23 protein-coding genes are annotated in these 26,683 nt (G+C 60.8%); 1 reads left to right on the plus strand and 22 read right to left on the minus strand.

Annotation, left to right across the window (positions count from 1 at the left end; all coding sequences use genetic code 11):
- Position 1: 1 nt before the first annotated feature.
- The 22 genes from fliI to NIBR502773_RS06880 form a co-directional block, all read right to left on the minus strand.
- Entirely contained in the window at positions 2–1,360 is a 1,359-nt protein-coding gene (fliI, locus tag NIBR502773_RS06775; RefSeq protein ID WP_027603852.1) for a flagellar protein export ATPase FliI, read from the minus strand.
- On the minus strand, positions 1,350–2,114 hold the full coding sequence (fliH, locus tag NIBR502773_RS06780; RefSeq protein ID WP_115486758.1) for a flagellar assembly protein FliH: 765 nt from the start codon (positions 2,112–2,114) through the stop codon (positions 1,350–1,352). The genes fliI and fliH overlap by 11 nt, the downstream gene beginning before the upstream one ends.
- Before the next feature lie 10 nt (positions 2,115–2,124).
- Positions 2,125–3,141 (minus strand): flagellar motor switch protein FliG, encoded by a 1,017-nt coding sequence (fliG, locus tag NIBR502773_RS06785; RefSeq protein ID WP_017527617.1) that lies wholly within the window; start codon positions 3,139–3,141, stop codon positions 2,125–2,127.
- Positions 3,134–4,912: a flagellar basal-body MS-ring/collar protein FliF gene (gene fliF, locus NIBR502773_RS06790; protein ID WP_027603850.1), complete on the minus strand. Its 1,779-nt coding sequence runs from the start codon at positions 4,910–4,912 to the stop codon at positions 3,134–3,136. Before fliF ends, fliG begins: the two co-directional genes overlap by 8 nt.
- Positions 4,913–4,928: 16 nt before the next feature.
- Positions 4,929–5,258, minus strand: a complete 330-nt coding sequence (gene fliE, locus NIBR502773_RS06795) for a flagellar hook-basal body complex protein FliE (protein ID WP_010208741.1) — start codon at positions 5,256–5,258, stop codon at positions 4,929–4,931.
- A 128-nt stretch (positions 5,259–5,386) separates the two neighbouring features.
- Entirely contained in the window at positions 5,387–6,763 is a 1,377-nt protein-coding gene (locus NIBR502773_RS06800) for a sigma-54 dependent transcriptional regulator (protein ID WP_141155698.1), read from the minus strand.
- A 4-nt stretch (positions 6,764–6,767) separates the two neighbouring features.
- Positions 6,768–7,979 (minus strand): PAS domain-containing sensor histidine kinase, encoded by a 1,212-nt coding sequence (locus NIBR502773_RS06805; protein WP_141155699.1) that lies wholly within the window; start codon positions 7,977–7,979, stop codon positions 6,768–6,770.
- A 110-nt stretch (positions 7,980–8,089) separates the two neighbouring features.
- Complete coding sequence (locus tag NIBR502773_RS06810; RefSeq protein ID WP_065940566.1) at positions 8,090–9,565, minus strand: sigma-54 dependent transcriptional regulator; 1,476 nt, start codon at positions 9,563–9,565, stop codon at positions 8,090–8,092.
- Positions 9,566–9,733: 168 nt separating this feature from the next.
- Positions 9,734–10,030: a flagellar protein FliT gene (gene fliT / locus NIBR502773_RS06815; protein ID WP_027603846.1), complete on the minus strand. Its 297-nt coding sequence runs from the start codon at positions 10,028–10,030 to the stop codon at positions 9,734–9,736.
- A 41-nt stretch (positions 10,031–10,071) separates the two neighbouring features.
- A complete protein-coding gene (gene fliS / locus NIBR502773_RS06820) occupies positions 10,072–10,476 on the minus strand; it encodes a flagellar export chaperone FliS (protein WP_065924954.1) in 405 nt (134 codons plus the stop codon).
- A 141-nt stretch (positions 10,477–10,617) separates the two neighbouring features.
- Positions 10,618–12,009, minus strand: coding sequence for a flagellar filament capping protein FliD (fliD, locus tag NIBR502773_RS06825; protein WP_141155700.1), 1,392 nt, complete (start codon positions 12,007–12,009; stop codon positions 10,618–10,620).
- An 80-nt stretch (positions 12,010–12,089) separates the two neighbouring features.
- Entirely contained in the window at positions 12,090–12,443 is a 354-nt protein-coding gene (locus NIBR502773_RS06830; protein ID WP_027603843.1) for a flagellar protein FlaG, read from the minus strand.
- Positions 12,444–12,517: 74 nt separating this feature from the next.
- The gene (locus NIBR502773_RS06835) at positions 12,518–13,942 is read right to left on the minus strand and encodes a flagellin (protein ID WP_027603842.1); all 1,425 of its coding nucleotides are present in this window, start codon (positions 13,940–13,942) and stop codon (positions 12,518–12,520) included.
- A 274-nt stretch (positions 13,943–14,216) separates the two neighbouring features.
- Positions 14,217–15,146 (minus strand): ketoacyl-ACP synthase III, encoded by a 930-nt coding sequence (locus NIBR502773_RS06840; protein WP_141155701.1) that lies wholly within the window; start codon positions 15,144–15,146, stop codon positions 14,217–14,219.
- Positions 15,147–15,420: 274 nt separating this feature from the next.
- Positions 15,421–17,022: a flagellar hook-associated protein 3 gene (locus NIBR502773_RS06845; RefSeq protein WP_141155702.1), complete on the minus strand. Its 1,602-nt coding sequence runs from the start codon at positions 17,020–17,022 to the stop codon at positions 15,421–15,423.
- A 14-nt stretch (positions 17,023–17,036) separates the two neighbouring features.
- Entirely contained in the window at positions 17,037–19,085 is a 2,049-nt protein-coding gene (gene flgK / locus NIBR502773_RS06850) for a flagellar hook-associated protein FlgK (protein WP_141155703.1), read from the minus strand.
- Positions 19,086–19,095: 10 nt separating this feature from the next.
- Positions 19,096–20,364: a flagellar assembly peptidoglycan hydrolase FlgJ gene (gene flgJ / locus NIBR502773_RS06855; protein ID WP_027603838.1), complete on the minus strand. Its 1,269-nt coding sequence runs from the start codon at positions 20,362–20,364 to the stop codon at positions 19,096–19,098.
- Positions 20,365–20,368: 4 nt separating this feature from the next.
- Positions 20,369–21,457: a flagellar basal body P-ring protein FlgI gene (locus NIBR502773_RS06860; RefSeq protein ID WP_033901075.1), complete on the minus strand. Its 1,089-nt coding sequence runs from the start codon at positions 21,455–21,457 to the stop codon at positions 20,369–20,371.
- A 27-nt stretch (positions 21,458–21,484) separates the two neighbouring features.
- Positions 21,485–22,180, minus strand: coding sequence for a flagellar basal body L-ring protein FlgH (flgH, locus tag NIBR502773_RS06865; protein WP_141155704.1), 696 nt, complete (start codon positions 22,178–22,180; stop codon positions 21,485–21,487).
- Positions 22,181–22,233: 53 nt separating this feature from the next.
- Entirely contained in the window at positions 22,234–23,019 is a 786-nt protein-coding gene (gene flgG, locus NIBR502773_RS06870; protein WP_027603835.1) for a flagellar basal-body rod protein FlgG, read from the minus strand.
- A 71-nt stretch (positions 23,020–23,090) separates the two neighbouring features.
- Positions 23,091–23,831 (minus strand): flagellar basal body rod protein FlgF, encoded by a 741-nt coding sequence (locus NIBR502773_RS06875; RefSeq protein ID WP_065940574.1) that lies wholly within the window; start codon positions 23,829–23,831, stop codon positions 23,091–23,093.
- 231 nt (positions 23,832–24,062) lie between these two features.
- Positions 24,063–25,625 carry a sigma-54-dependent transcriptional regulator gene (locus NIBR502773_RS06880; protein ID WP_065946832.1) on the minus strand — a complete coding sequence of 521 codons (1,563 nt, stop codon included), beginning with the start codon at positions 25,623–25,625 and terminating at the stop codon, positions 24,063–24,065.
- Between the two features lie 257 nt (positions 25,626–25,882).
- Here NIBR502773_RS06880 and phhA point away from each other — a divergent pair, with 257 nt between their 5' ends.
- Complete coding sequence (gene phhA, locus NIBR502773_RS06885) at positions 25,883–26,674, plus strand: phenylalanine 4-monooxygenase (RefSeq protein WP_141155705.1); 792 nt, start codon at positions 25,883–25,885, stop codon at positions 26,672–26,674.
- Positions 26,675–26,683: the final 9 nt, after the last annotated feature.

Raw genomic sequence — 26,683 nt, forward strand, 5'->3', positions numbered from 1 at the left:
CTTAGCCGCCCGGCGCAGGAGCGAAGATCGAGCCCAGGTGCGCTTCGCTTTCACCCATGCTGATCTTGTCGTTGAGACCCTGGCGCAAGTAGGTCACCAACTGCGGTTGCAGGGCGATCGCCAGGTCGGTGTCGCGGTCGCCGCCGGCCACGTAGGCGCCGACGCTGATCAAGTCGCGGCTCTGTTGATAACGCGACCACAGTTGCTTGAACTGCTGCGCCCGGGCCATATGCTCCGGCGTGACCACCGCCGGCATGACCCGGCTGATGGACGCTTCGATGTCGATGGCCGGGTAGTGCCCCTCCTCCGCCAGACGCCGCGACAGCACGATGTGGCCGTCGAGCACACCCCGCGCCGAGTCGGCGATGGGATCCTGCTGGTCATCGCCTTCGGACAATACGGTGTAGAACGCGGTGATCGAGCCGCCACCGGCCTCGGCATTACCGGCGCGCTCCACCAGTTTGGGCAGCTTGGCGAACACCGACGGCGGGTAGCCCTTGGTGGCCGGGGGCTCGCCGATGGCCAGGGCGATTTCCCGCTGGGCCTGGGCGAAACGGGTGAGCGAGTCCATCAGCAACAGGACGTTCTTGCCCTTGTCGCGAAAATATTCGGCGATGCGTGTGCAGTACATGGCCGCGCGCAGACGCATCAGCGGCGCATCGTCCGCGGGGGATGCGACCACCACCGAGCGCTTGAGGCCTTCTTCGCCGAGGCTGTGTTCGATGAACTCCTTCACCTCGCGGCCCCGTTCGCCGATCAGGCCCACCACGATGATGTCGGCCTCGGTAAAGCGCGTCATCATGCCGAGCAATACCGACTTACCCACCCCCGTACCCGCGAACAGGCCCAGACGCTGGCCGCGGCCGACCGTCAATAAACCGTTGATGCTGCGAATCCCCACGTCCAGCGGCACGCTGATGGGGTTGCGGTTGAGCGGGTTGATGGTGGGGCCGTCCATCGGCACCCAGTCTTCGGCTTTCATGCCGCCCTTGCCGTCCAGTGCGCGACCGGCGCCGTCCAGCACCCGGCCGAGCATGCTCATGCCCATGGGCAGGCGGCCGGTGTCGGCCAGGGGCACCACGCGGGCGCCGGGGGCGATGCCGGCCAGGCTGCCGACGGGCATCAGGAAAATCTTGTTGCCGGAAAAACCCATCACTTCGGCTTCGACCTGCACCGGATGGTAGCTGTCGTCGTTGATCACCATGCAGCGGCTGCCCATGGCGGCCCGCAGGCCCTCGGCTTCGAGGGTCAGGCCGACCATGCGCAACAGGCGCCCTTCGAGGATTGGCTGGCCGGGCAATTCGGTGGCCTCGGCATAGCCGCCCAGGCGCTTGGCGAAGCTGGTGCGATCAAGGCGCATCGGGGGCGTCCAGGTCCACGCTCAGGTCCGGCTCGGCCGGGTTCAGCGCCTGCTCGTGTTGTTGATCAAGCAGCTTGGCCATGATCTGGCTGATGCGGGTTTCCACCGTGGCATCGATGCGGCTGTGCTCGGTCTCGACCCGGCAACCGCCGGGCTGCAGCGCCGCATCTTCGACGATGCGCCAGGTTTCTTCATGGCGCTCGCGCATCGCTTTGACCTGTTCGAAGTCCTGCGGGTTGATGTACAGCCGCACATTGCCGACGCCCAGGGGCAGCAACTTGAGGGCTTCGCGCATCACGCTTTCGATCTGGCTGGAATCCAGCACCAGTTCGCGCTGGATCACCTGGCGGGTGATGTGCTGTACCAGGCCGACCATGGATTTTTCGATCTGCGAATCCTGCTCGGCGATGGGCGCGAACAGGTTGCCCATCAGGCGCTCCAGGCTGGCCAGCTTGATGCTCAGCGCCGCCTCGGCCTCCTGGCGCACCTTGAGGGTAGTGCTGCGAAAACCGTCTTTCTCGCCTGCGGCGAAGCCTTCGTTGTAGGCCTCCTGACGGATGCTTTCCAACTCTTCCAGGGTCAGTGGCTGGACTTCCTCCAGCGGCACTTCTTCCATTTCCACCGGCGGCTCTTCAACCGGTTCCGGCTCGGGCTCGGGCACATGCGGATCGAAGCTGGGCAACGACCAGATGTCGAACCCACCGACGTCCCGTGCGCGAATCAGATCGCTGGGCGCCTCATCTTTGTTCGACATGGGGAGCGCCTTAGATCATTTCTTCGCCGCCCTTCCCACCGAGAACGATTTCTCCGGCTTCGGCCATACGGCGGGCAATGGTGAGGATTTCTTTCTGCGCGGTTTCCACGTCGCTGACGCGCACCGGACCCTTGGCTTCCAGGTCGTCGCGCAACAGCTCGGAGGCACGCTTGGACATGTTCTTGAAGATCTTCTCCTTGACGCCTTCGTCCGAGCCCTTGAGAGCCAGTACCAGCACGTCGGAGGACACTTCGCGCAGCAACGCCTGGATGCCACGGTCGTCGACATCGGAGAGGTTGTTGAACACGAACATGAGGTCTTCGATCTGGCCGGACAGGGTGTCGTCGATCTCGCGGATCGAGTCCATCAACTGGCCTTCGACCGAGCTGTCGAGGAAGTTCATGATGTCGGCCGCGCGCTTGATACCACCCAGGGTGGTGCGCGAGGCGTTCGAGTTGCCCGAGAACTGTTTCTCGAGAATCGTGTTGAGTTCCTTCAGGGCCGCCGGCTGCACGGTGTTCAGCGACGACACGCGCAGGATGATGTCCAGGCGCACCTTATGGTCGAAGTGGCCAAGCACTTCACCGGCCTGGTCCGGGTCGAGGTAGGCCACCACGATTGCCTGGATCTGCGGGTGCTCGTAGCGGATCACGTCGGCGACCGCGCGCGGTTCCATCCACTTGAGGCTGTCCAGGCCACTGGTGTTGCCGCCCAGCAGGATGCGGTCGATCAGGCCGTTGGCCTTGTCTTCGCCCAGGGCCGAGGTGAGCATCTTGCGGATGTAGCTGTCGGAGCCGACGCCCAGGCTGGTCTGGTCGCCGACGATCTCGACGAACTCGCTCATCACCTGTTCGACTTGCTCGCGGTGCACATTGCGCATTTGCGCCATGGCCACGCCCACCCGCTGGACCTCTTTGGGGCCCATATGGCGCAGCACTTGGGCGGCGTCGGTTTCCCCCAGCGACAGCAGCAGGACTGCGGCTTTGTCGACCCGGGAGAGCTTGGCAACAGCGGCTCGATCACTCATCTGCGTTAATCCACTCTTTCACGACCTGGGCCACACGGCCCGGGTCTTCTGCTACCAGACTTTTGATTGCGTTCAACTGCGCGTCATAGCCTTCGCTCGGGCTCGGCAACAGGATGCTTTGCGGGCCGCCGAGGCTGACGCGGTCGTTGGCCAGTTCGCCGTCCAGGCCGCCCATGCCACCCAACTCGACATCGCTGCCACCGAAGGCCGCCAGTTGTTTCTTGCCGTTGCCGGTGATGTTGTTGAGCACCGGGCGCAGCACGCCGAACACCAGCACCAGGATGAACAACACACCCAGCACTTGCTTGACGATGTCCCAGAACCACGGCTGGGTGTAGAACGCCGCTTCGGCGATCACTTCGCCACGCTCGGCGGAGAACGGCATGTTGATCACGCTGACGCTGTCACCCCGACTGGCGTCAAAACCAACGGCGTCCTGCACCAGACGTGTGAAGCGCGCCAATTCGTCGGCGCTCCACGGCGCACGTGTTACAGCACCGTCAGCGGCGTTGACCTTGACCTGGTCATCCACCACCACCGACACCGACAGGCGATTGACGCGACCCTGCTGCTGCTTGGTGTGGCTGATGGAGCGGTCGAGTTCGAAGTTCTTGGTGGACTGGTTACGCTTGTCCGCCGGGTACGGCGCGAGCATCGGCTGGCCGGTGGCCGGGTCCATGATCTGCTGGCCGTTGGCATCCAACAGTGGCTGGCCAGGCTGGATCGCGCCCGCGGTGGCTGCGGCGCCACCGGTGGTTTGCGGCGCCGAGGCCGGGGCCGGCGGCTGGTTGCTCAAGGCACCCGGCACACCTTGCGGGCCATTGCTGGCGGTACGTTGTTCGCTGGTCGATTGCTCACTGCGCAGGGCCGGTTGGTCCGGGTTGAACTGCTCGGAGGTCGACTCGACGGCGCTGAAGTCCACGTCGGCAGACACTTCCGCCTTGTAGCGGTCATTGCCCAGCACCGGTTGCAGGATGTTGTGCACGCGCTGGGTGAGCATGCTTTCCATGCGGCGGCTGTAGTCGAACTGCTTGCCGGCCTGGGTCAGCGCGGAGTTTTCGGCCATGTCGGAGAGCAGGTTGCCCTTCTGGTCGACCACGGTGATTTGCGACTTGCTCAGTTCGGGAACGCTGGTGGCCACCAGGTTGATGATCGCCATCACCTGGCCAGGCTCCAGGGAGCGGCCGGAAAACAGTTCGACCAGCACCGACGCACTTGGCTTGCGCTCGTCGCGCACAAACACCGAGCTTTTCGGAATCGCCAGGTGCACGCGGGCACCCTTGACGTTGTTCAGGCTGGAAATGGTGCGCGCCAGCTCGCCTTCAAGGCCACGACGGTAGCGGGTGGCTTCCATGAACTGGCTGGTCCCCAGGCCCTGGTCCTTGTCGAGGATCTCGAAACCGATATTGCTGTCGGACGGGGTCACGCCGGCGGCGGCCAGCTTCATGCGTGCACGGGCCACATCGTCGGCCTTGACCAGCAGGGCGCCGGAGTTGGGCTCCACGGTGTAGGCGATGTCGGCGGCGGCGAGGGTTTCCATGATCTGCTTGGAATCCATGCCCGCCAGGCTGCCGTACAACGGCCGGTAATCGGGTTGCTGCGACCACAACACCACGGCAAAACCAATCGCCACGCTGGCAGCCAGGCCGACCATCAGGCCCACCTGACGCAGCATGGTCATTTCCGAGAGGTTTTCCAGGAACGACAGGCCAAACAGCGGCGGTTTGCCGTCTGTCTTGGCGGGTACGTTGTCGGAGACTGCTTCTGCCATGACTTAAATCTCGCCCTTAAACCGGCATCTGCATGATGTCTTGATAGGCCTGAACCAGCTTGTTACGCACTTGGGTCAGGGCCTGGAAGGAAACGCTGGCCTTTTGCGAGGCGACCATCACATCGGTGAGGTCCACGCCGCTTTTGCCGATCTCGAACGCATTGGCCAATTGGCTGGAAGCTTGCTGGGTATCACTGACTTTGTTGATGGCCTGGCCGAGCATGTCGGCGAAGCTGCTTTGGCCCAATTCCGGCGCTGGCGCGACGGATTTCGGTTGAGCCATGGCATCCATCTGCATGGCGCGCATATCCAACATCAACCGATTGAACTCAATACCCTGGCTCATGACCTTCTCTCTCCAACCTGCAATTTTTTGACACTACGCAGCGATTACTAGGGGAGGTAGCAACAAGGGTGCCAGATCCGCATCAGCTCGTAAGAAAAGGCGACAAACATTGTCGACCTTCTTACCGGTTACGTGGCGAATAGATACGCTTCCACGTCCATCCCGGCATCACGCATCTGCGCCAGCTTGTAGCGCAGGGTGCGCGGGCTGATGCCCAGGCGCTCGGCGGCCTCTTTGCGCCGGCCGCGCTCGGCGCGCAGGGTGTCGATGATCATCTGGAATTCGCGGCGGCGCAGGTCGTCGCCCAGGGCACCGGCAGACTCAGCCTCTGCAACCACCGGCGCGGGCGCCAACGTCGGCAATGGCGCCGCGCCACTGCCCATGGCCAGGCAGAAATCCTGGGGCTGGATCAGGCCGCCCTGCTGCAGAATCAGCGCGCGCTGGATGGCGTTGTCCAATTCCCGCACGTTGCCGGGCCATGGATAACTCACCAGGCAGGCCTGGGCTTGCGCCGATAGCCGCGCCTGGGCGTGCTTCATTTTTTTGACGTGGTTGTTCAGCAGGCGCTCGGCCAATGGAATGATGTCTGCCGGGCGCTCACGCAACGGGCGCCAGGCCAGGGGGAACACCGAGAGACGGTAGAACAGGTCTTCCCGAAAGCGCCCCGCCGCCACTTCGCCGGCGAGGTCCCGGTTGGTGGTGGCGACCACACGGATGTCCAACTGGATCGGCTTGCGCGCACCCACCCGCTCCACTTCGCGCTCTTGCAGCACCCGCAGCAACTTGGCTTGCAGGCCCAGGGGCATTTCCGAGATTTCATCCAGCAAAATGGTGCCGCCATCGGCCTGTTCGAACTTGCCCGCCTGGGCCGCGATGGCACCGGTGAACGAACCTTTCTCATGACCGAACAGGGTGGCTTCAAGCATGTTGTCGGGGATCGCCGCGCAGTTGATGGCGATAAACGGTTGCTGGGCGCGGGTCGACTGCTGGTGGATATAACGCGCCAGCACCTCTTTACCGGTGCCGGACTCGCCGGAGATCAGCACGGTGGAGTCGCTGCGCGCCACACGAGCCGCCAACTCGAGCAATTGTGCACTGGCCGGTTCGAAGGCGATCGGGCCCTCGCCTTCGTTGGCCGGGATTACCCCCAGGGCGTGACGCGCCACCAGTTCGATCAGGGCTTTAGGCTCGAAGGGCTTGACCAGGTAATCCGCGGCGCCCTGGCGCATCGCGTCCACGGCACGTTCCACCGCACCGTGGGCGGTCATCAGCAGCACCGGCAGTTGCGGCTGGCGCGCACGCAGCAGTCCGAGCAACTGGTGGCCATCCATGCCGGGCATGTTCACGTCGCTGACCACCAGGCTGAAGGCTTCCTGCTCCACCGCGTCCAAGGCGTCCTCGGCAGAACCGACCGCCCGGTAGTCATGGCCCGCCAACAACAGCGTGTCAGCCAATGCTTCACGCAGGGCGCGATCGTCTTCCACCAACAGAACCTTGATAGCCATATCCTTACTCCGCGCTTGCCGCGCATGAAAACAGCGGCAAGGTCATCAATGCACAGGTGCCACGCCCAACACGGGAATGCAGCTGCAATTCTCCCTGATGGGCACGCGCCACCGCCTTGACCACGGTCAGGCCAAGGCCCGTACCGTTGGTCTTGGTGGTGAAAAAGGGTTCACCCAGGCGCTTGAGCACCACCGGGTCGATACCGCTGCCGCTGTCGCTGATGCACAGCCGCAGGGCTTGCTCGCGGTTGTACAGGTGCACCTTGAGCCGCGCGCCGGGGCCGCTGGCCTGGGTGGCGTTTTCGATCAGGTTGAGCAGCGAGCCCACCAGGGTGTCGCGGTTGCAGAGCAGCTCGCCGAGGTGGCTGTCGCACTGCCAGCGCACCTGCACGTCTTGAATATGGGTAGCGGCCGCAGCTTGCAGGGCCTGCATCAGCTCGGCCGGGGTGATGCGGTCGGTCAGCGGCAATTCGCCGCGGGCAAACACCAGCATGTCGCGGACCTGGTGCTCCAATTCATGCAGGCGCTCCTTCAGGCGCCCGGCAAAGCGCTGGTGCGTGGCGGCGGGCAATTGCTCATCAGTCAAATGACTGGCGTAGATCAACGCAGCCGACAACGGCGTACGGATCTGATGCGCCAACGAAGCGACCATCCGCCCCAGCGAGGACAAACGCTCATGACGCGCCAACTGGTCTTGCAGGTGCCGGGTTTCAGTCAGGTCGTTAAGCAACACCAACTGGCCCGGCTCCGCATCCAGGGAGCGGGTGGCGATGGACAGGCGGCGCCCGTCCTTCAGGGAGATTTCGTGGCCATCGTCCTCACGCGGCGCAAAGCAGCGGGTGATGACATGGCGCCATAGCTCGCCTTCCAGCGGCAGGCCGAGCATGTCGCAGGCCGCCGGGTTGGCTTCACGCACGCGGCCTTCTTCATCGATGACGATCACGCCACCAGGCAACAGCGACAGCAGGTTTTGCAAACGGTTGGCCAGGCGCTCTTTTTCGGCCAGCTCTTCCATGCGCTGGGCGCTGACCACGGCCAGTTCGCCTTTCAGCTCGGAAACCCGGGCTTCCAGCAGGCTGTAGGAGTCGGTCAGCTGGCTCGACATCTGGCTGAACTGCGAGAACGCCTGTTCAAGACCCTGGCGGGTCGGCGGCTCGACAGGCGGAACCAGCCCCTGGATGGCAGGGGCGGAAGATAGTTGGGCGGCGTGGGGCATGATGCTCTCTCGCTTGGCTGACCGTCAGTTAAACGGAACGTTGCGAGGGCTGTAGCAATAGTTGTGCCGAAAAAAAACCGCTGAAATATCAGCGGCTTGGAAAACAGGCGTCAATCATCTGCCTGTTCATCACCTTCTTTGCGGCTCATTCCGTACTTGCGCATCTTCTCCACCAGGGTGGTTCGACGGATGCGCAGGCGCTCGGCGGCACGGGCGACGATGCCGTTGGCGTCGTCCAGGGCCTGCTGGATCAACCCCTGCTCGAGGTTGCCGAGGTAGTCCTTCAAGTCCAGGCCTTCAGGCGGCAGCATGGCAGTGGAGCCGAAGTCCGGGGTGTGGCCGTTGATGGCGACCCGTTCTTCCATGTCGCTGCGCAGGCTGTCGACCAGTTGCTCGTCTTCGTCGTCGACGTAGCGGAATTTCTTCGGCAGCTCGACCACGCCGATCACGCCGTAGGGATGCATGATCGCCATGCGCTCCACCAGGTTGGCCAGCTCACGGACGTTACCGGGCCAGCCGTGGCGGCACAGGGACATGATCGCGGCCGAGTTGAAACGGATCGAGCCGCGCTTTTCGTGCTCCATGCGCGAGATCAGTTCGTTCATCAGCAGCGGGATGTCCTCCACGCGCTCACGCAACGGGGCCATCTCGATCGGGAATACGTTGAGGCGGTAGTACAGGTCTTCGCGGAAGCTGCCGACCTCGATCATGCTTTCGAGGTTCTTGTGGGTCGCAGCGATGATGCGCACGTCGACGCTCTGGGTCTTGTTGCTGCCCACGCGCTCGAAGGTGCGTTCCTGCAAGACGCGCAGCAGCTTGACCTGCATCGGCAGCGGCATGTCGCCGATTTCGTCGAGGAACAGGGTGCCGCCGTTGGCCAGCTCGAAACGCCCGGCACGGCTGGTGATCGCCCCGGTAAAGGCGCCCTTCTCGTGGCCGAACAGTTCGCTTTCGAGCAGCTCTGCCGGGATCGCGCCGCAGTTGACTGGCACAAAAGGCCCGTCGCGGCGCTTGGAGTGGTAATGCAGGTTGCGCGCGACCACTTCCTTGCCGGTGCCCGATTCGCCGAGGATCAACACGCTGGCGTCGGTATCGGCCACCTGCTGCATCATCTGGCGCACGTGCTGGATGGCACGGCTGGTGCCGACCAGGCTGCGGAACAGGTTGGGCTCGCGGTGGCGACCGCGTTCGCGGGCCTGGTCGTACATCTCGCGATAGACCTGGGCACGGTGCAGGGAATCAAGCAATTTGCTGTAGCTGGGGGGCATTTCCAGACTGGAAAGCACGCGGCGGCGCTGGTCTTCCGGCAACTCGATGGAAGAAATATCACCAATTAGCAACACCGGAAGGAACTCATCCCAGGTAGACAGTGTCTTTAACAAGCCCAAAACAGCGCCAGGAGCGTTTACCGTCCCGATCAGCACACAGATGACTTCACGGCTCGATGACAATGAGCTGACTACCTGCTGCCAGTCATGGCTGCCGCAGGGCAGATTTTCTTCGCCAAGAAAATTCAAAATCACCGCTAAATCGCGGCGGCGGACGCTATCGTCATCAATCAGCAGAATTTTGGTTTCACGCCACATGCAATAGCAACTTCCCTAGTAAAACGCTCTGCCCAGTGTAAGGGCAATCGAGACGGCCGTAAGACTTCTTACTTTATAGACGTCTGAAATCTGAAAACAGCACTAGTTAAGTCAAAAAAGCTGGCACGGTCAAATTTATGACGCGCCGTTCGGATTAACTGCGTCTGTTCAGCCGAACAAATGGTAAACCTTTGACGCATTTTTCGCTTGGTTGATCTGCGACATCTCTTCAAAAATCGCCTGGCGCTCGCCCGTCGTCACCTCAAGCAACTGCTGGTATACCGCCAACAGGCTCTCAAGCTTTTCACGCAACGCATCCTCATCCACCGGCGCTTCGCTGAGCACCTCGTCGATCACGTTGCGACAGCCCATGTCCAGCTCGCCAATGGCGTCCCAGTTACGGTCTGCCAGCGCGCCGATCAGCGCTTCACGGGTTTCATCAATGCGTTGCAGTGCTTGGCTCATGACGTATTCCTCAAGGCCCTCAGGCCCTTCTCTGCTGCGCCTTACTCGGTTGCAGCCTGTGGCGCGGCGATGGCATCCCAGCCTTCTTTCACGGTAATCAGCAAACGGGCGACTTCGTCGATCATGTCGGCATCGTTATGCAGGTTCGCTTCCATCAGACGGTTGGTCATGTACGCATACAGACTTTCCAACTGCTGGACGTAAGCCGGGTTGTCACTCTTTTCAGCATTCAGGCCGTCGCGCAGGCCAATCACGATATCGATGGCCTTGCCCAGCATCAGGCCCTTCTGGGCGATGTCGCCACGCGCCAGCGCACCCTTGGCCTGGGCCATGCGGTCCAGCCCGCCCTCCATCAGCATCTGCACCAGGCGATGAGGGCTGGCTTCGGAGATCTGAGCATGGGAATTGACCTTCTGGTATTGGCGAAGGGCTCTCATGGGATTCATGTTTCTACCTCGTGACAGGCGACAGCGAAAAGGATTCTAGTAACCAATATGTCGACTGGCTCGCGAAAAGCTTTAGGGCCAGTCGGGCTTCGATAAAAAAAGGCCAGGCAGTTTGCCTGGCCTTTTTGCATCAGCAGGGGATCAAGAATTGGTTTTGACGTTGTTCAACGCATTGAGTGTGGTCATGACACTGGTGCTTTGCTGACGCAATTGGGCGACCAGGGTGTCCATGGCGTTGTATTTGGCCGACAGGCTGCTGGTGAGCAGGGTCATGCGCTCGTCGAGCGTGGCTTGATCCTTGGTCAGATCCTTCAACGTGTTCGACAAGGAGGTAGAGCGCGTCGCCAGGATCCCGGTGCTTGCCTTGGCGAAGTCATCCGTGGCGCTTTTCATCCGCGCCAGCATGCCGTCTTTGCCACTAAACATACTGTTGATGTCGGCGGCGTTGGTTTTAACTGCCGCATCCCACTTTTTGTCATCAATCGCCAGCAGGCCAGTACTCGAACTGGTGGTCACACCGAACTGAGCGAGGGACTTGAAGGCACCAGTGCCCGACAGCGCGTTGAACTCGTTACGGATCGTGCTCTGCAACGAACGCATGGTCGAGTCACCCGTCAACGCTGCCGCCGTGGTGCTGCCGTCCAGGTTCGTGGTGACCTTGGTTTCAGCGTTCATTGCCGTGATCAGGGCGTTGTAGCTATCAATGAACCCCTTGACCCCGGACTTGAGCGCCGTGTTGTTGGTGCTGACGGTGATGAGCGTGGCGTTCTTTTCAACCGTACTGCCCGTTTTGTAAGTCGACGCAGCTACCAGCTTGATATCCACGCCACTAAGAGCACCAGTGATGGTGTTGGACTTGGACACAGAAGAAACACCATCGATGCTGTAGAGCGCATCCTTGGGCGGATCAACGACCGTGGCCCCCACATCCAGCCCCGAGGTGCCAGACAGCGTAAGGTCCGAGCCCGTCCCCATATTGGTCGACGTCAGGATCAATCGAGAGCCATTGGAGTCGGTCTGGATGTTGGCACTGAGCCCCGAAGTACCAAACTGGGTATTGATCGAGTCACGTACCTGCTGCAGGGTCGCGCCGGCTGGAACGCTGAGATCGTAAGCCTTGCCGGACTGACTGATGGTCAGCGTCGTCGGCTTATCAGTGGTGTTGACCACTGTCGAGGTGCCACCGCTGAAGTTTTTACTCGACAGCTTGGACGCTTGGGCCAGTTGGTCGACGATCAGCCGGAAGCTGCCGTTCGAGGCCGTATTGCTGGCCGTCATGGTCGCCGTCTTTTCATCCGAGGACGAACCGGTCAAACCGGTGAAGCTGCTGTCCTTGGTCATGGAGTCCAGGGCACCACGAAACGCATCCAGTGCAGCTTGAACCTTGCCGATCGAAGACAGCGTGGTGGTCGCTTTCGCGGACGCGGTATTGATCTGCGTCTGCTTGGGCACCTTTTCGGCGTTAACCAAGGATGTCACGATCGCTTGCGTATCGATATTCGAACCGATACCACTTACCGTTGAACCCGCCATCATCTATCTCCTGTTCGGTGGCTGCCGTTATCTTGACTTATTACGCCTCAAGCCACGACAGCAACAAGTTTCATGCCAGCTCAGACTTTGTCGTCAAACAACAGGTTGCTTGCGCTGGAAAGGTTCTGTGCCAGCTTCAATGCCGTTTCCGACGGGATCTGGCGAATCACTTCACCACTGTCGGTGGCGATGACCTTGACCACCACACGGTGGGTGGAGTCATCAATGGAAAAGTCCAGTTTGCGCTGGGCCGCTTGTACGAATTCGCGAATATCAGTGACTGCTTTTTCCAGGTCGGCACGCTCAGGCTCTTTGCCTGTGGCCGGCGTTTCCTGGACTTTGGTGACGCTTTTGTCAGTTGCTGCTATCGGTGCAGGCGCGCTTTTAGGTGCAACCGGCGGATAAGACTGGTTCAGCTTTACACTCATGTCCATGTCCAATCTCCTCTAAACCGAAAAAACGGAAGGGCACGTAGACGCGCCCTTCCGTTAGTTACCAAGCGCTGGAATTACTGAAGCAGCTTCAGTACAGCGGATGGCAGCTGGTTAGCCTGCGACAGGATCGCGGTGGAGGCCGATTGCAGGGTTTGTTGCTTGGTCAGTTCGGCGGTTTCGGAAGCGAAGTCGACGTCCTGAACGGTGGAACGTGCAGCGGTGGAGTTCTTCTGAATGTTCTGCAGGTTGTCTGCAGTGGTAGTCAGACGGTTCTGAGTAGCACCCAGGCCCGAACGAACGCCGTCAATGGTGCCGATGGCCTTGTCGATAACAGCCAGCGCGTTTTGAGCGTTGGTAGCGTCGGTCACGTCGGTGTTAGAGATAGTGGTCTTGGTCGACGAAACGGTAGCAGCCGAGAACAAGTCCGATACACCAGTACCAGCGTCGCTCAGGGAGTAGCCTTTAGCCGAATCCAGGGAAACCTGACCGGTCACAACGATTGCAGCAGCACCCAGAGCAGCCGGGGTGGCGAATGCGCCAGCGCCGTCTTTAGCGCCAACCAGGATGTTGGTCTGGGCGTTGGCATCAGCACCAGAGAACGACAGGTTTTCGCCGGAATCCGACTTAACCGACAGGGTTTTGTTGGATTCGTCGTAGTTAACGCTGATGCCCAGTTTGGCAGCGTTCGATTTCAGCTGGTCAGCCAGGCCGGCCAGGTCCTTCACGCCGACGAAATCAACAGCATTACCGCTACCTACAGCCAGTTTGAAGTTCGACGGAGTGGCAGCGCCTACTTCCAGTTTGACTTCAGTGCTGGCGGTAGCGGTCAGGCCACCGATCGAACCGTTCAGGCCCGCAGCGATGTCTTTAGCCGAAGCGCCTGCAGCGTAAGTTACGGTTTTGGTCTGACCGTTGCCGGTAACAGTGATGTCGCCGCCAGCCAGGCCAGTTGCGCTAGGCACGATGGCCTTGGTTTTGATCTGCTGCGAACCAATGTTGTTGGCTGCGACGTTTTCCAGGCTCAGGTTGATGGTTTCGTTAGCGTTAGCGCCAACCTGGATAGCTTTGGTACCGTACGAACCGTCCAGCAGCTTCTGGCCACCGAAAGTAGTGGTTTGCGAGATACGGGTCAGTTCCGAAGTCAGGGCCTGGTATTCGTCGTTGTTCGACTTACGGTCGTCAGCGCTGAGGGAGCCAGTCGCGGAAGACAGAGCCAGGGTACGCATTTTTTGCAGGATGTCGGTCGAAGCCTGCATCGCGCCTTCAGCGGTCTGAGCGATGGAGATACCGTCGTTCACGTTTTTTACTGCTTGGCCCAGGCCGTTGATTTGGCTGGTCAGGCGGTTAGCGATCTGCAGGCCGGCTGCGTCGTCTTTAGCGCTGTTGATACGCAGGCCGGAAGACAGGCGCTGCATGGAGGTGGCCAGGGCGCCGCCGGCTTTGTTCAGGTTGCCCTGAGTAGTGATCGAAGCAATGTTGGTGTTTACTGTTAAAGCCATGACGAAATCCTCGTTGGATGGATACTGCGGCTTCCGGCCCTGGCAACCGCCGGGTGTGGCCTGAGAACCTACGTAATAGTTATCGTCGTGGTAGCCGGTTGCTTGAGGATTTTTTTTGATTTTTTTAATGGCGCCGTGCCACCCCTTGTAATTCAAGGGCTTACGACGGCCAAAAACCCATATTTCATTGGGTTTTCTGGCGCCAAATAAAAAACGCCGATACTCTTTCGAGCATCGGCGTTTGCTTTTACGCAGAAAGCAGTCTATCGAAGCGTCACGGACGATAGAGAATCGCCGATCCCCACGACAGGCCCACGCCAAAACCGCTGATTGCCACGCGCTTCCAGGTGGCGTCCATCACATGCTTTTCCAGCAGCAACGGAATGCTCGACGACACGGTGTTGCCGGTCTCGACCATGTCCTTGATGAACTTCTCCACCGGCGCGTCTTCGAAACGACGGGCCACGGCGTCGACAATCGCCGCACTGCCCTGGTGAATGCAGAACGCATCGATGTCATCGGCCGCAAGGTCCGACTCGTCGAGCAGCTCGTGCAAATGCGCGGGCACCTTGAGCAAGGCGAAGTTGAACACCTGGCGACCGTTCATGAAGAACACGCCATCGCTGACCTTGAGATGCGGTGCGCCGGAACCGTCGGTGCCGAACTTGGACTTGCCCAGCAACCACGGCGCGTCTTCGCCCATCCAGGTGGCGGTGGCGGCATCGCCGAACAGCATGGTGGTGTTGCGGTCTTCCGGGTCGACGATCTTCGAATACGGGTCGGCGGTGACCAACAGGCCGTTTTTCAGGCCGGTGGCTTCCATGAAGCCCTTCATCGCGTAGATGCCGTAGACGTAGCCGGAGCAGCCCAGGGAAATATCAAACGCCGCCACGTGGGTGGGCAGGCCGAGTTTGTCCTGGACGATCGCAGCCGTGTGGGGCAAACCCTCTTCATCGCCGTTCTGGGTGACGACGATCAGGGCATCGATGGACTCGCGCTTCAAATCCGGGTTGTTGGCAAACAAAGCGTTGACCGCCTCGACACACAGGTCGGAGGTTTCCTGCGCGGCTTCCTTGCGCGGCAGGAACGCCGAACCGATCTTGCCGATGATGAATTCTTCATCCTTGGCGAACTTGGCACCCTGGGCGTAGTTATCGATCCCGTTTGCCGGCACGTAACTGGCGATGCTTTTTATGCCAATCATTGTGGCTTCCCAATACTAAATAGCTGGAGAACACCCCAGACGTGGCCTGGAGTGCTGACAATAAAGGGGATAACCCCATAAAAATCTCGCTGAAAGCCGCCCCGCAAGGACCCTGTGACGACTTATCCTTTTCACACGATACAGTGAAGATGCGCTTTATGACTCACAGGTCACTCAATTGTGTGTGCTTTGTGCAAAACCTTCAAACAATTAAGTCCCAGAAACGGCAGCGGCCCGCCCTGTTTCCAGAGCGGGCCGCTTGACTTGACGCCACTTACATCTTGTTGAACAGGCTCAACTGCGAGACTTTCACGAAAGCCAGCTGCGAGGCTTCCAGCATGGTTTGCTGCAGGGTCAGGTTGATCGCTGCCTCGCCCATGTCAATGTTGGCCAGGTCACTCATCGTGGTCTTGTTGGCCAGACCGACACTGGTGTTTTCACTGGACTGCACCGTGAGTGCATTCTGTCGCGCACCGATGGAGCCACGCACGTTGTCCACCTGGTCGGCCGAGTTGGTCAGGTTACTGACCGCGGCGTTCAGGGCATCCTGAAGCTTGACCCGCGCACCGGGAATACCATCCGCCGGCTGTTCCAGGGCCTGGCGCAGCTGGCTCAGGGTGTCGAGGGCATTCTGAGTTTTCTGGGTGGTGTTGCCGACCGAAAACTGATCGCCGGTGTTCGGCGTACCGCTCAACTCGAAGGTGACACCCGCAGCGGTGATCGTGTCCTTGGCTGGCGGCGTACCGCTGACGATCACGCCATTATCGACAATCGGCTTGCTGTCGGGGGTATACGGCTGGGCATACACCTTATAAGCAGTCGGGTCGACATCGTCGAACTTGATCAGTACGCCGCTGTTGGGAAACGTACTGGAGTAGTCGGCTGCACTGCTGACGCGGGCATTGGTCAGTTGCGCCGCCGAAGTGTTGCTTGCGGTGCGAGAGACATTGAACGCGTCCGGCTTGGCGGCCAGGGTGAACTCACGCCCTGCAACCAACGCATCGGCATCCGGCCCGGTGGCCACGCCGGTGAGGTCCGCGGTGATATCGAATTTGACCCCGCGTACATTGATACTGGCGCTGCCTTCCTTGGTGGAGTCGAACGTACCATTACCTGGAAGCTGCGAAGTAATGTCGTTGTTGTCCTTGTCGGTCACAACGTACTGCGTGCTACTGGTAAAGGTCACCTTATAGGGCTGGCCGTCGGCAAACTGCTTGGTGTAATCGATGTCCGACGTTACCAGGCCTGCCGAGATCGCGACCTTGTGGTCATCCACCGTTGCAGGCGTCGTGTAGGTGGCTTGGGTGCGGCTGGTGTTGACCGCGCCTTCCAGGATGGTCTTGCCCGTATCGCTGGTGCGCACCTTCAGCGTCTCGGAAACCTGCAGGCTCAGCTCGTTTTCGTCGCCTTGATAGCTATAAGTACCATCATTGTTGCGCGAGTACGGCGGCGTGTCGGTCTTGGAACCGGAGAACAGATAGTTGCCCGCCGCATCCTTGCTGTTGAGCAAACCCAGCAACTGGTTTTCCAGCGCGCCCACCTCGACCGAGATGGACTTGCGGTCAGCATCACTGGTCACGCCACCCGCGCGCAGCGCCAACTGGCTGCCGGCCTGGATGGTGGTATTGATCGCCTCCAGCACGCTTTCTTCGTTCGTCAGGGTATTTTGAATGCTAGTGATATTGCCGCTGTACTGGGCCAGCATGTCTTTTTGCTGTTGCAGCATGAGCAGGCGCTGGGCGGCAACCGGATCATCCGAAGCGGTCTGTACACGCACGCCGGAGCTCGCCTGTTCCTGGGCCTTCACAACGCTGGAATAGTTGTTCTGATACTTGACGGCACTGGTGTCGTAATACTGCTGTGTAGAAATGCGCATCGTCCCAGACTCCCTTAAAGACTATTGATCAGCGTGCTGAAGGTTTCTTGCGCAGCCTTGATGATCTGCGACGACGCCGTGTAGTACTGCTGGAACTTGATCATGTCGCCCGCCTCTTCATCCAGGTTCACCTGGGATACGGAGTTGCGCGCGTTCTTGTTGGCGGTCAGCAGCGCACCGGTGGCGGTGTTGTCAGTGCCGGCCGAAGCGGCCTTGGCGCCGACGGTGGAGACCAGCTTGCTGTTGGCACCCACCAGGCTGGTGCCGCCGCTGCCATCGGCCGCCAGGCCCACGGTTGCCTTGGTCTGCAGGTCGAGCAGTGCCTGGGCGTTGCGATTGTCGGACTTGCCAGTGGCATTGAACGAGAACGAGGTGCCGTCGCCGTTGGCCGGCGAACCGCCCACCGTGGTGTCGAAACTGAAGCTCTTGGCTGGCGACACCAAGGCACCGCTGGCATCACGCATCGGCACGCTGATGCTGATCTTATTGGCCTGTCCCGGAATGATGGTGCCGGAACCGATGGGATCGCCCTGGGCGTTACTCAGCGTATAAGGCTGGGTGCCATCGGCCGCCGGTTTACCGAAAACCATCTTCACCGGCATCGAGTATTCGATGCCGGTACGCAGTTGTGCCGTATCGGCACCACCCTGTATGTCCAGGGGCACGGTGAGCGTCGGCGGCGTGAAGGTGCCGGTGCCCTGGTTGGTCTTGCTGGCCTCGCCCTGCAACGGCGCGGCAAAGGCAATCTTGCTGGGGTCGCTGAGGACCGTGCCGATTTCCTTGGCGCCGTTGGCGGTGGGGCTGACCTTGAAGCTGTCACCGGCCTGCACCGCACCGCTCTTGACCGCCAGGGTGAACCCATCGATGACCGGAGGCGGCGTGGCACTGAGGTCATAGGTACCCATGGCCTTGCCGTCGGAACGCAGTACCGTGACCTTGTTGAGGTCGGTACCGTCGTTGAAGCTGACCTTGTAATCGAAGTTGGTCAGCTGAGTGGTGTCCTTGATCGTCACGCCCAGGGCGCCGTCGCCCAGGTTGCCTTGGGCAGCCAGGCTACGCAGGGCAACCGAGGCTGCGTTGTTGATGTCGGTGAACATCGAGGCGCCGAACTCGCCATTGAGGTCCAGGCCCTGGCCCAACTGGCTGTTGACCGTATCGGCGGTGGCAATCGCGATGCGCCCCAGATCATTGATCGCAGGAATCAACGCATCGCTGCGATAGCGCAACAGGCCGCCGATGCTGCCGCCGCTGATCACGTTACCCAGGTCCATCGTCGTACCGCCGGCCGCATTGAGCTGGATCGTGTACTGGCTGGTGTCGCTCTTGCTCGGTACGGCGGAAATGGTATTGGACTTATCACCCAGCACCAGGGATTGGCCGCTACCGGTGCTGACGCTGAACACACCGTTCTTCTCAGTGGCGGTCACACCGATCAGCTCATTGAGCGAGCGCACGGCTTCGGCGCGCGAGTCCAGCAGGTTGGCCGGGGTGGTGTTCGACGAACCCTGCACCTGGGCGATCTGCTTGTTGAGAGAGGCAATCGACGAAGTCAGTTGGTTGACCTGATCGCTCATCGAGGACAACTGGCTGTTAATGGTCTCTTTCTGCTGGCTCAACTGGCTGGAAATGGAGTTGAACCGGTTGCTCAGCGTCTGGGCGTTCGTGAGCAGGATCTGGCGGGCCGAGGTATCGTTGGGGTTCGCCGAGGCGGTCTGCACAGCAGCGAAGAACGAACTGAGTACCGCCGACATGCCAGTGGTCTTGTCCGACAAGGTCTTGTCGACGGCACTGACCTGATCCAGGTAAGCCTTGGCATCGCTGTTGAGCGAGGTGCTGTTCTGGTAGGCGGTGTCCAGGTATTCGTTGTACACCCGACGCACGTCGGCCAGGGTGGTACCGCTGCCGATGAACACGCCGCCATACTGGTTCGACGCATTTGCGCTCTGGGTGGTCTGCTGACGCGAATAGCCCGCGGTATTGGCGTTGGCGATGTTGTTACTCAAGACCGACAACGATCCTTGAGCGGCGTTAAGCCCCGACATCCCGATATTGAGCAAACTCATGGTTCAGACCTTATAAATGAGTGGTCGCGCCCGCGGCAGCGTAATTCTGGTAACTGTTCATGGTTTTTGCGATCTGCGAAATCTTGCTGGCGTAGGCCGGGTCCGTGGCGTACCCGGCTTTTTGCAACTCGCGTACAAACTGTTCGGGGTTATCGGCCGATTTCACAACTTCTTTATAGCGATCATTGCTTTGCAGCAATGTCACGAGATCATGGAAGCTGTCCTGATAGGAGGCGTAGGAACGGAACTGCGCCGTTTCCTTGACCATCGCCCCATCACGAAACTCGCTGGTGATCGCACGGGCCTGGCCGCCCTGCCAGCTCTGGCCGGCCTTGATGCCGAACAGGTTATGGCTGCTGCTGCCATCTTCGGCGCGCATCACCGACTTGCCCCAACCGGTTTCCAGGGCGGCCTGGGCCACCAGGTACTTCGGATCGACACCGATACGCGCGGCGGCCGCCTTGGCCATCGGCAACATGGTCGCGACAAACTCATCCTGGGAGCTGAACGCCTTCTTCACCGGTGCCAATGGCGGCTGGGCCACGGCGCGGCCGTAGACCTGCATGCGCCCGCTCGGCACGGCAAACGTGCGCGCGGTGCTGTTGACCACATTGTCGGCGGCCGCGCTGTTACGCAGCGGCGCCGCCTGGGCAACGGTGGTGGTGTCGGTGCTCGGCACGATACCGGCGAGCAGGCGATCGGTCAGCTTGCTCGGCAAGGCGATACGGCGCTGGTTCATCAGTGCGATGTCGTTGCTGTGGGCCGCTGCAGCGCCCGCCTGGGGCTCCGCCACGCGATAGGCCCACAGTGGACGCTGGCCATTGGAACGCCCCAGTGGGCCCTCGGCCTGGGTGCCGGCGGCAATTTGCGTCGGCACATCGACTTTCTTGACCGCCTCGGCCGCCGCCGGGCCCTGCAAGGTGGCCGCCTGGGCGTCCACCGGCTTGTTCTTCTGCATCTGGCGCATCAGCACATCGGCCAGGCCGATGCCGCCGCCTTCGCGGGACATGGAAACCGCCAGTTGCTGGTCGTACATTTCCTGGTACTGCTTGGCGGCCGGGGTGTTCATCGGGTTGTCCTTGCCCAGGGCCTCGGTGGCCGAGCGCATGGACTTGAGCATCTCGCTCAAGAACAGCGACTCGAATTCCTGCGCCACCTTGCGCATGTTGCCTTCGCTGTTCTTGTCGCCGACCTTCAGTTGGTTCAGGCGATTCAAGTCGGAATACGAACCCGAATCCGCCGTGCTGGTCAGGCCGCTGTTACGCATGTCCATGGCCATGGCCTTAAATCACGATCAGGTCGGCTTGCAACGCGCCGGCCTGCTTCAACGCTTCGAGGATCGCCATCAAGTCGCCTGGCGCTGCGCCCACCTGGTTCACCGCACGTACAATCTCATCCAGGGTCGTGCCCGGGCCGAACTTGAACATCGGCTTGGCTTCTTGCTGGGCATTCACTCGCGAGCGTGGCACCACCGCCGTCTGGCCATTGGACAACGGCCCAGGCTGGCTGACGATCGGGTCTTCGGTGATGGTCACGGTCAGGCTGCCGTGGGTCACCGCCGCCGGCGAGACCTTGACGTTCTGGCCGATCACGATGGTACCGGTGCGCGAATTGATGATGACCTTGGCCACCGCTTGGCCCGGATCGACTTCGAGGTTTTCCAGGATCGACAGGTAGTCCACACGCTGGCTGGGATCCAGCGGCGCGGTGACGCGAATCGAGCCGCCGTCGATAGCCTGGGCCACGCCAGGGCCGAGCATGTCGTTGATCTTGTCGACTACGCGCTTGGCCGTGGTGAAGTCCGAACGGTTGAGGTTCAAGGTCAGGCTGTTGCCCTGGTTGAAACCGCTCGGCACCGTACGCTCAACCGTAGCGCCACCCGGGATACGCCCGGCCGACGGTACGTTGACGGTGATCTTCGAACCATCGCGACCTTCGGCGTCAAACCCGCCCACCACCAGGTTGCCCTGGGCGATGGCGTAGACGTTGCCGTCGATCCCTTTCAGCGGCGTCATCAGCAGGGTGCCGCCCCGCAGGCTTTTGGAGTTACCGATGGACGACACGGTGATGTCGACCACCTGGCCCGGCTTGGAAAACGCCGGCAAGTCGGCACTGATCGACACCGCCGCGACGTTCTTCAACTGCACGTTGCCCGAACCCGCCGGCACCTTGATGCCGAACTGCGAGAGCATATTGTTGAAGGTCTGCAGGGTGAACGGGGTCTGGGTGGTCTGGTCGCCCGTACCGTTGAGCCCCACCACCAGACCGTAGCCGATCAACTGGTTGGAACGCACGCCAGAGATGCTGGCGATGTCTTTCAGGCGTTCGGCCTGGGCGACTGCGCTCAGACTCAGCAGGAGTGCCGCCGCCATCAGCTGTTTGAGTTTCAAAGTGGCCACCTAGAAAGGGAACAGCGGGCTAAGGAAGAAACGGTCGAACCAGCCCGGCTGACTCGCATCAGCGAACGAACCCGTACCCGAGTAGGTAATGCGTGCATCGGCAATGCGCGTCGAGGGCACAGTGTTGTCAGTCGCAATGTCATCGGCCCGCACCATCCCGGCAATACGCACCAACTCATCACCGGTATTGAGGGTCATCCACTTTTCACCGCGTACGGCGATGATGCCGTTGGGCAACACATCCGCGACAGTCACGGTGATCGAGCCGGTGAGGCTATTGCCCTGCCCTGCGGCGCTCTTGCCGTTGGTGGCACGGTTGCCGCTGTACCCTGCGTTGAGGCTCAAGTCGCCGCTGCCCAGCGGGTTGTTGGTATTCGGTACGGCACCAAACAACGAGCTCAGCCCAATGCTGTTGGTGCTGGTCTTGTCCACCTGGGAGTTGGCGTTCTTGCTGGCCGTCGTTCTCTCATTCAGGGTGATGGTGATGATGTCACCCACGCGGAACGCCTTGCGGTCGCTGTACAGGTTCTGTTCGAAACCGGCCTGGTAGATCGAACCATTGTTGGCCGCCGCCGGCAACGGCGTGCGCGGCAACACCGGCGCGTAGTACGGGTCATTGGGTTTTGGCGTCGGGGCGACACAGCCCGCGAGCACGGTAATCCCACTCAATGCCAGAACGGAAACATAGCGATTCATGACCCTTACCTCACGGTGTTGCAGGCGCTCTCAGGAGCGCCCCATAGACTTGATTACAGATTCTGCGTTACGAACGAAAGCATCTGGTCGGCGGTGGAAATCACCTTGGAGTTCATCTCGTAGGCGCGTTGAGTGGTGATCATGTTGACCATCTCTTCAACGGTGCTGACGTTGGAGGTTTCCAGGGTGCTTTGCAGCGTGGTGCCGAAACCGTTCAGGCCAGGGGTGCCGATTTGCGGCGCGCCGCTGGAAGCGGTTTCCAGGAACAGGTTATTACCCATCGCCTGCAGGCCGGCCGGGTTGATGAAGTCGGCGGTTTGCAGGTTGCCGATCACTTGCGACGCCGGGTTACCGGCCACGGTGATCGACACGGTGCCGTCGTTGCCGACGGTGAAGGTCTGGGCGTTGTTCGGCACGACGATAGCCGGTTCCAGGGCAAAACCGTTGGCTGTCACGATCTGGCCATTGGAGTCCAGGTGGAAGGTACCGTCACGGGTGTAGGAAGTGGTCCCATCCGGCTGCAGGATCTGGAAGAACCCTTTGCCGTTGATGGCCATGTCCAGCGGCTGCCCGGTCTGTTGCAGGTTACCGGCGTTGAAGTTCTTCTGGGTGCCGACGATCTTCACACCGGTACCCAGTTGCAGACCCGACGGCAATTCGCTGTCCTGGGTCGACTGGGCGCCTGGCTGGCGCTTGATCTGATAGAGCAAGTCCTGGAACTCGGCGCGGTCACGTTTGAAACCCGTGGTCGACACGTTGGCCAAGTTGTTGGAAATGGTGGTCAGGTTGGTGTCCTGGGCGGACAGGCCTGTTTTGGCAACCCATAGAGCCGGAAGCATGCTGTTCTCCTTCGTGCGCCTGTTTGTTGGCGCTGCGCTGCAAAATTAGTATTCAGTCAGTGACGCGGCTATCAGCTCATCTGCATGACGCGAGTCATGGCCTGGTCGTCTTCCTTGGCGCTGTTCATCATCTTGATGTGCAACTCGAACTGCTTGGAAAGCGCCAGGACCGCGGTCATTTCTTCAACCGCGTTGACGTTGCTCGCCTGCAGGAAACCCGAGGTCAGCGTGACGTTCGCATCGGCCACGGCCGGCTGGCCATCCTTGGTATGGATGGTGCCATCCAGGCCTTTATTCATATTCTTGAGATCGGGCTGGACCAGCTTGATGCGGTCCACTTCAGCCATCACCCGCGGGCCTTCGCCCATGGCGCGGATGCTGATGGTGCCGTCGGCGCCCACTTCGACTTTCTGCTGCGGCGGTACGGCGATCGGGCCACCGTTGCCCATGATCGGCATGCCGTTGCCGGCGCGCAGCACACCCAGCGCATCGACGTTCATGCTGGCACTGCGCACGTAGGCTTCACCGCCATCGGGGGTTTGCACCGCCATCCAGCCATTGCCGTTCACCGCCACATCCAGGTCGCGACCGGTCTCGATCATCGCGCCAGGGCTGAAGTCGGTCGCGGGACGTTCGGTCATGGCAAACGCACGCGCCGGAAAGCTGTCACCGAACACCGGCATCGAACGCGCCTGTTCCAGGTCCCGTTGGAAACCGTTGGTGGAAATGTTCGCCAAGTTGTTGGCATGGGCCTTCTGCGCCAGTGCATTCTGGCTGGCGCCGGTCATTGCCACATAAAGGTACTTGTCCACGCTCTTTCCTCTTTCTGACGCAGGCTTGCCGCCCACCGCTGTACTGATGAGGCTTAAGCAATTTGCGAACCAACTTTTAAAAACAGGGGAAAGCCCAGGCGGGGCGGGGGTTTGCGGGCAGGCAGCAGGATTTGAAGGACAGGAGATAGTCGAAAAAACGGCGGACTTATGCCGCTTACGGCAAGTACCCGTCTTACGGGTGACAGAGAACCAATGCGGGGGCGCAGTTGGTTATTTGTCCGCCTTGAGGATTTCGTAATCGCGCAACTTATTGGCAATGGTGGTGTGCGACACCCCCAGGCGTTTCCCCAACTGCCGGCTGCTGGGATGCTCGGCATACAGGCTCTCCAGCACCGCCTTCTCGAAGCGCCCGACGATTGCCTCCAAACCGCCCTCCAAGGAAAAGTCGCCAAGGGGTTGGCGCACGCCGTAGTCCGGCAGGCGGATGTGTTCGACCTTGACCGTCCCGCCGTCACACAGCGATACCGCCTGGAACAGCACGTTTTCCAGCTGCCGTACATTCCCCGGCCAGTGGTAGTGGCTGAGCTTGTCCATGGCGGCAGGCGCCAGCCTCGGCAGCGGGCAGCCGATCTGCCGGCTGGCCTGGTCGAGAAAGTGCTCGACCAGGGGCGCAAGGCCGTCGAGGCATTCGCGCAGGGGCGGGATATGCAAGGACAGCACGTTGAGGCGGTGATAGAGGTCCTGGCGGAATTCACCACGGGCGCAGAGTTCGGAGAGGTCCACCTGGGTGGCGCAGATCACCCGCACATCCAGGTACACCTCTTCGTCACTGCCCACGCGCCGAAAGCAGCCGTCCTGCAGGAAGCGCAGCAATTTCACCTGCAAGCGCGCGCTCATTTCCCCGACGCCATCGAGAAACAACGTACCGCCGGCCGTCAGCTCCAGCAGCCCGAGCTTGCCCTCGGCCCGCGCGCCTTCAAACGCGCCGGGGCCGTAGCCGAACAATTCGGTCTCGGCCATCGACTCGGGCAACCCGGCGCAGTTCAGCGCCATCAACGGCGATTGCCCGCGCGGGCTGGCCAGATGGCAAGCACGCGCCAACAACTCTTTGCCGGTGCCGGTTTCGCCTTCTATTAATAGAGGCGCATCCAACGGCGCCATGCGCCGGGCTTCACGCACCACGGCGGCCATGACCTTGGAGCTTTGGAAAATACTGTCGAAACCGCGCAGTTCCTGTTTGCGCACATTGTAGATACGCTCGCCCACGCGGTCGGCACGGTGCAGGGTCAGCACGGCACCGGCCATGGCTTCGCTGTCGTCATGCTCGGAGGATTGCAGCGGTGCTATATCCGCCAGGAACACGTCACCCTTGACCTTCACCCGCAGGCCATTGATCCGCGATTTACTCGCGCGCACCAGTTCCGGCAAGTCGAAATCCTCGGCGTAGCGCGACAGCGGAATGCCCGGCACCTCGTCCACCCGCACCCCGAGCAACTGCGCGGCCGCACGGTTGGCGGCGACGATGGAGCCGCCCATGTCGATGGACAACACCGGAAACTCAAGCGCACCGAGCAGCGCATTGAGTTCCATATGCCGACGCTCACTGGGCATCAGCCCTACCCTTTTGACGCCAAACACCCCGGCAATCGCCTCGAACTGCGGGCGCAGCGCCTGGAATTGCATGTTCACCAGGTTCGGACAGAACAGGTAAATGGCGTTGCCATGCTCGCCGCCCACCTCACCCTTGGCGACGTTGACGCCGTACTCCACCAACAGGTTGAGGATGTCCCGCAGGATGCCGATGCGGTTCTGGCAGTGCACTTTGATACGCATGAAAAGGCTCGAAAAGTGGGTAGGCGCCGCGTCTTTTTGTCGCTGGGCGCAGATAGTCGTCAAGATTATGTGACAGCTTAGGGGCTTTTCCCAGCCCAATACCGTATTGAGCCAAGCAAGCGTAACGAATACTTTACGAAAATCGGTAAATTTTCCTACATGAGCGCTTTTGAAGCCGATGGAATCTTGCCCCGCACGGAGTATCAATAGGCTCATCCGAGGACATAACAAGAACGAATGCCTAGCAGGAGAGCCGTATGAAGCAGACGCACTACGTGGCCCGCGAGCCCGATGCGCAAGGTTTTATCCACTACCCGGCGGAAGAGCACGCGGTGTGGAACACCCTGATCACCCGCCAATTGAAAGTGATCGAGGGCCGCGCCTGCCAGGAATACCTGGACGGCATCGACAAGCTCGGCCTGCCCCTGGATCGCATCCCGCAGCTGGGTGAAATCAACCAGGTGCTGGCCGCGACCACCGGCTGGCAAGTTGCCCGCGTGCCGGCGCTGATCCCCTTCCAGACCTTCTTCGAATTGCTCGCCAACAAGCAGTTTCCGGTGGCGACCTTTATTCGTACCCGCGAAGAACTGGACTACCTGCAGGAACCGGATATTTTCCACGAGATCTTTGGCCATTGCCCGCTGCTGACCAACCCCTGGTTCGCCGAATTCACCCACACCTACGGCAAGCTCGGCCTGGCGGCCAGCAAGGAGCAACGGGTGTACCTGGCGCGCCTGTACTGGATGACCATCGAGTTCGGCCTGGTGGACACCCCCGACGGTCGGCGCATCTACGGTGGCGGGATTTTGTCGTCGCCCAAGGAAAGTGTTTACTGCCTGTCCGACCAGCCTGAACATCAAGCCTTCGACCCGCTGGAAGCGATGCGCACGCCGTATCGCATCGACATCCTGCAACCGCTGTATTTCGTGCTGCCCAACCTCAAGCGCCTGTTCGAAGTGGCGCAGGAAGACATCATGGGCATGGTCGAGCGCGGCATGCAGCTTGGGTTGCATGCGCCGAAATTCCCGCCAAAAACCAAGGCCGCGTGAACCGTGGCT

The organism is Pseudomonas sp. NIBRBAC000502773 (assembly GCF_006517195.1).
Lineage (GTDB): Bacteria > Pseudomonadota > Gammaproteobacteria > Pseudomonadales > Pseudomonadaceae > Aquipseudomonas > Aquipseudomonas marginalis.

Coding starts and splice junctions, on each gene's coding strand:
- fliI (WP_027603852.1), bottom strand. CDS start 1,360: ATGCGCCTTGATCGCACCAGCTTCGCCAAGCGCCTGGGCGGCTATGCC.
- fliH (WP_115486758.1), bottom strand. CDS start 2,114: ATGTCGAACAAAGATGAGGCGCCCAGCGATCTGATTCGCGCACGGGAC.
- fliG (WP_017527617.1), bottom strand. CDS start 3,141: ATGAGTGATCGAGCCGCTGTTGCCAAGCTCTCCCGGGTCGACAAAGCC.
- fliF (WP_027603850.1), bottom strand. CDS start 4,912: ATGGCAGAAGCAGTCTCCGACAACGTACCCGCCAAGACAGACGGCAAA.
- fliE (WP_010208741.1), bottom strand. CDS start 5,258: ATGAGCCAGGGTATTGAGTTCAATCGGTTGATGTTGGATATGCGCGCC.
- NIBR502773_RS06800 (WP_141155698.1), bottom strand. CDS start 6,763: ATGGCTATCAAGGTTCTGTTGGTGGAAGACGATCGCGCCCTGCGTGAA.
- NIBR502773_RS06805 (WP_141155699.1), bottom strand. CDS start 7,979: ATGCCCCACGCCGCCCAACTATCTTCCGCCCCTGCCATCCAGGGGCTG.
- NIBR502773_RS06810 (WP_065940566.1), bottom strand. CDS start 9,565: ATGTGGCGTGAAACCAAAATTCTGCTGATTGATGACGATAGCGTCCGC.
- fliT (WP_027603846.1), bottom strand. CDS start 10,030: ATGAGCCAAGCACTGCAACGCATTGATGAAACCCGTGAAGCGCTGATC.
- fliS (WP_065924954.1), bottom strand. CDS start 10,476: ATGAATCCCATGAGAGCCCTTCGCCAATACCAGAAGGTCAATTCCCAT.
- fliD (WP_141155700.1), bottom strand. CDS start 12,009: ATGGCGGGTTCAACGGTAAGTGGTATCGGTTCGAATATCGATACGCAA.
- NIBR502773_RS06830 (WP_027603843.1), bottom strand. CDS start 12,443: ATGGACATGAGTGTAAAGCTGAACCAGTCTTATCCGCCGGTTGCACCT.
- NIBR502773_RS06835 (WP_027603842.1), bottom strand. CDS start 13,942: ATGGCTTTAACAGTAAACACCAACATTGCTTCGATCACTACTCAGGGC.
- NIBR502773_RS06840 (WP_141155701.1), bottom strand. CDS start 15,146: ATGATTGGCATAAAAAGCATCGCCAGTTACGTGCCGGCAAACGGGATC.
- NIBR502773_RS06845 (WP_141155702.1), bottom strand. CDS start 17,022: ATGCGCATTTCTACACAGCAGTATTACGACACCAGTGCCGTCAAGTAT.
- flgK (WP_141155703.1), bottom strand. CDS start 19,085: ATGAGTTTGCTCAATATCGGGATGTCGGGGCTTAACGCCGCTCAAGGA.
- flgJ (WP_027603838.1), bottom strand. CDS start 20,364: ATGGCCATGGACATGCGTAACAGCGGCCTGACCAGCACGGCGGATTCG.
- NIBR502773_RS06860 (WP_033901075.1), bottom strand. CDS start 21,457: ATGGCGGCGGCACTCCTGCTGAGTCTGAGCGCAGTCGCCCAGGCCGAA.
- flgH (WP_141155704.1), bottom strand. CDS start 22,180: ATGAATCGCTATGTTTCCGTTCTGGCATTGAGTGGGATTACCGTGCTC.
- flgG (WP_027603835.1), bottom strand. CDS start 23,019: ATGCTTCCGGCTCTATGGGTTGCCAAAACAGGCCTGTCCGCCCAGGAC.
- NIBR502773_RS06880 (WP_065946832.1), bottom strand. CDS start 25,625: ATGCGTATCAAAGTGCACTGCCAGAACCGCATCGGCATCCTGCGGGAC.
- phhA (WP_141155705.1), top strand. CDS start 25,883: ATGAAGCAGACGCACTACGTGGCCCGCGAGCCCGATGCGCAAGGTTTT.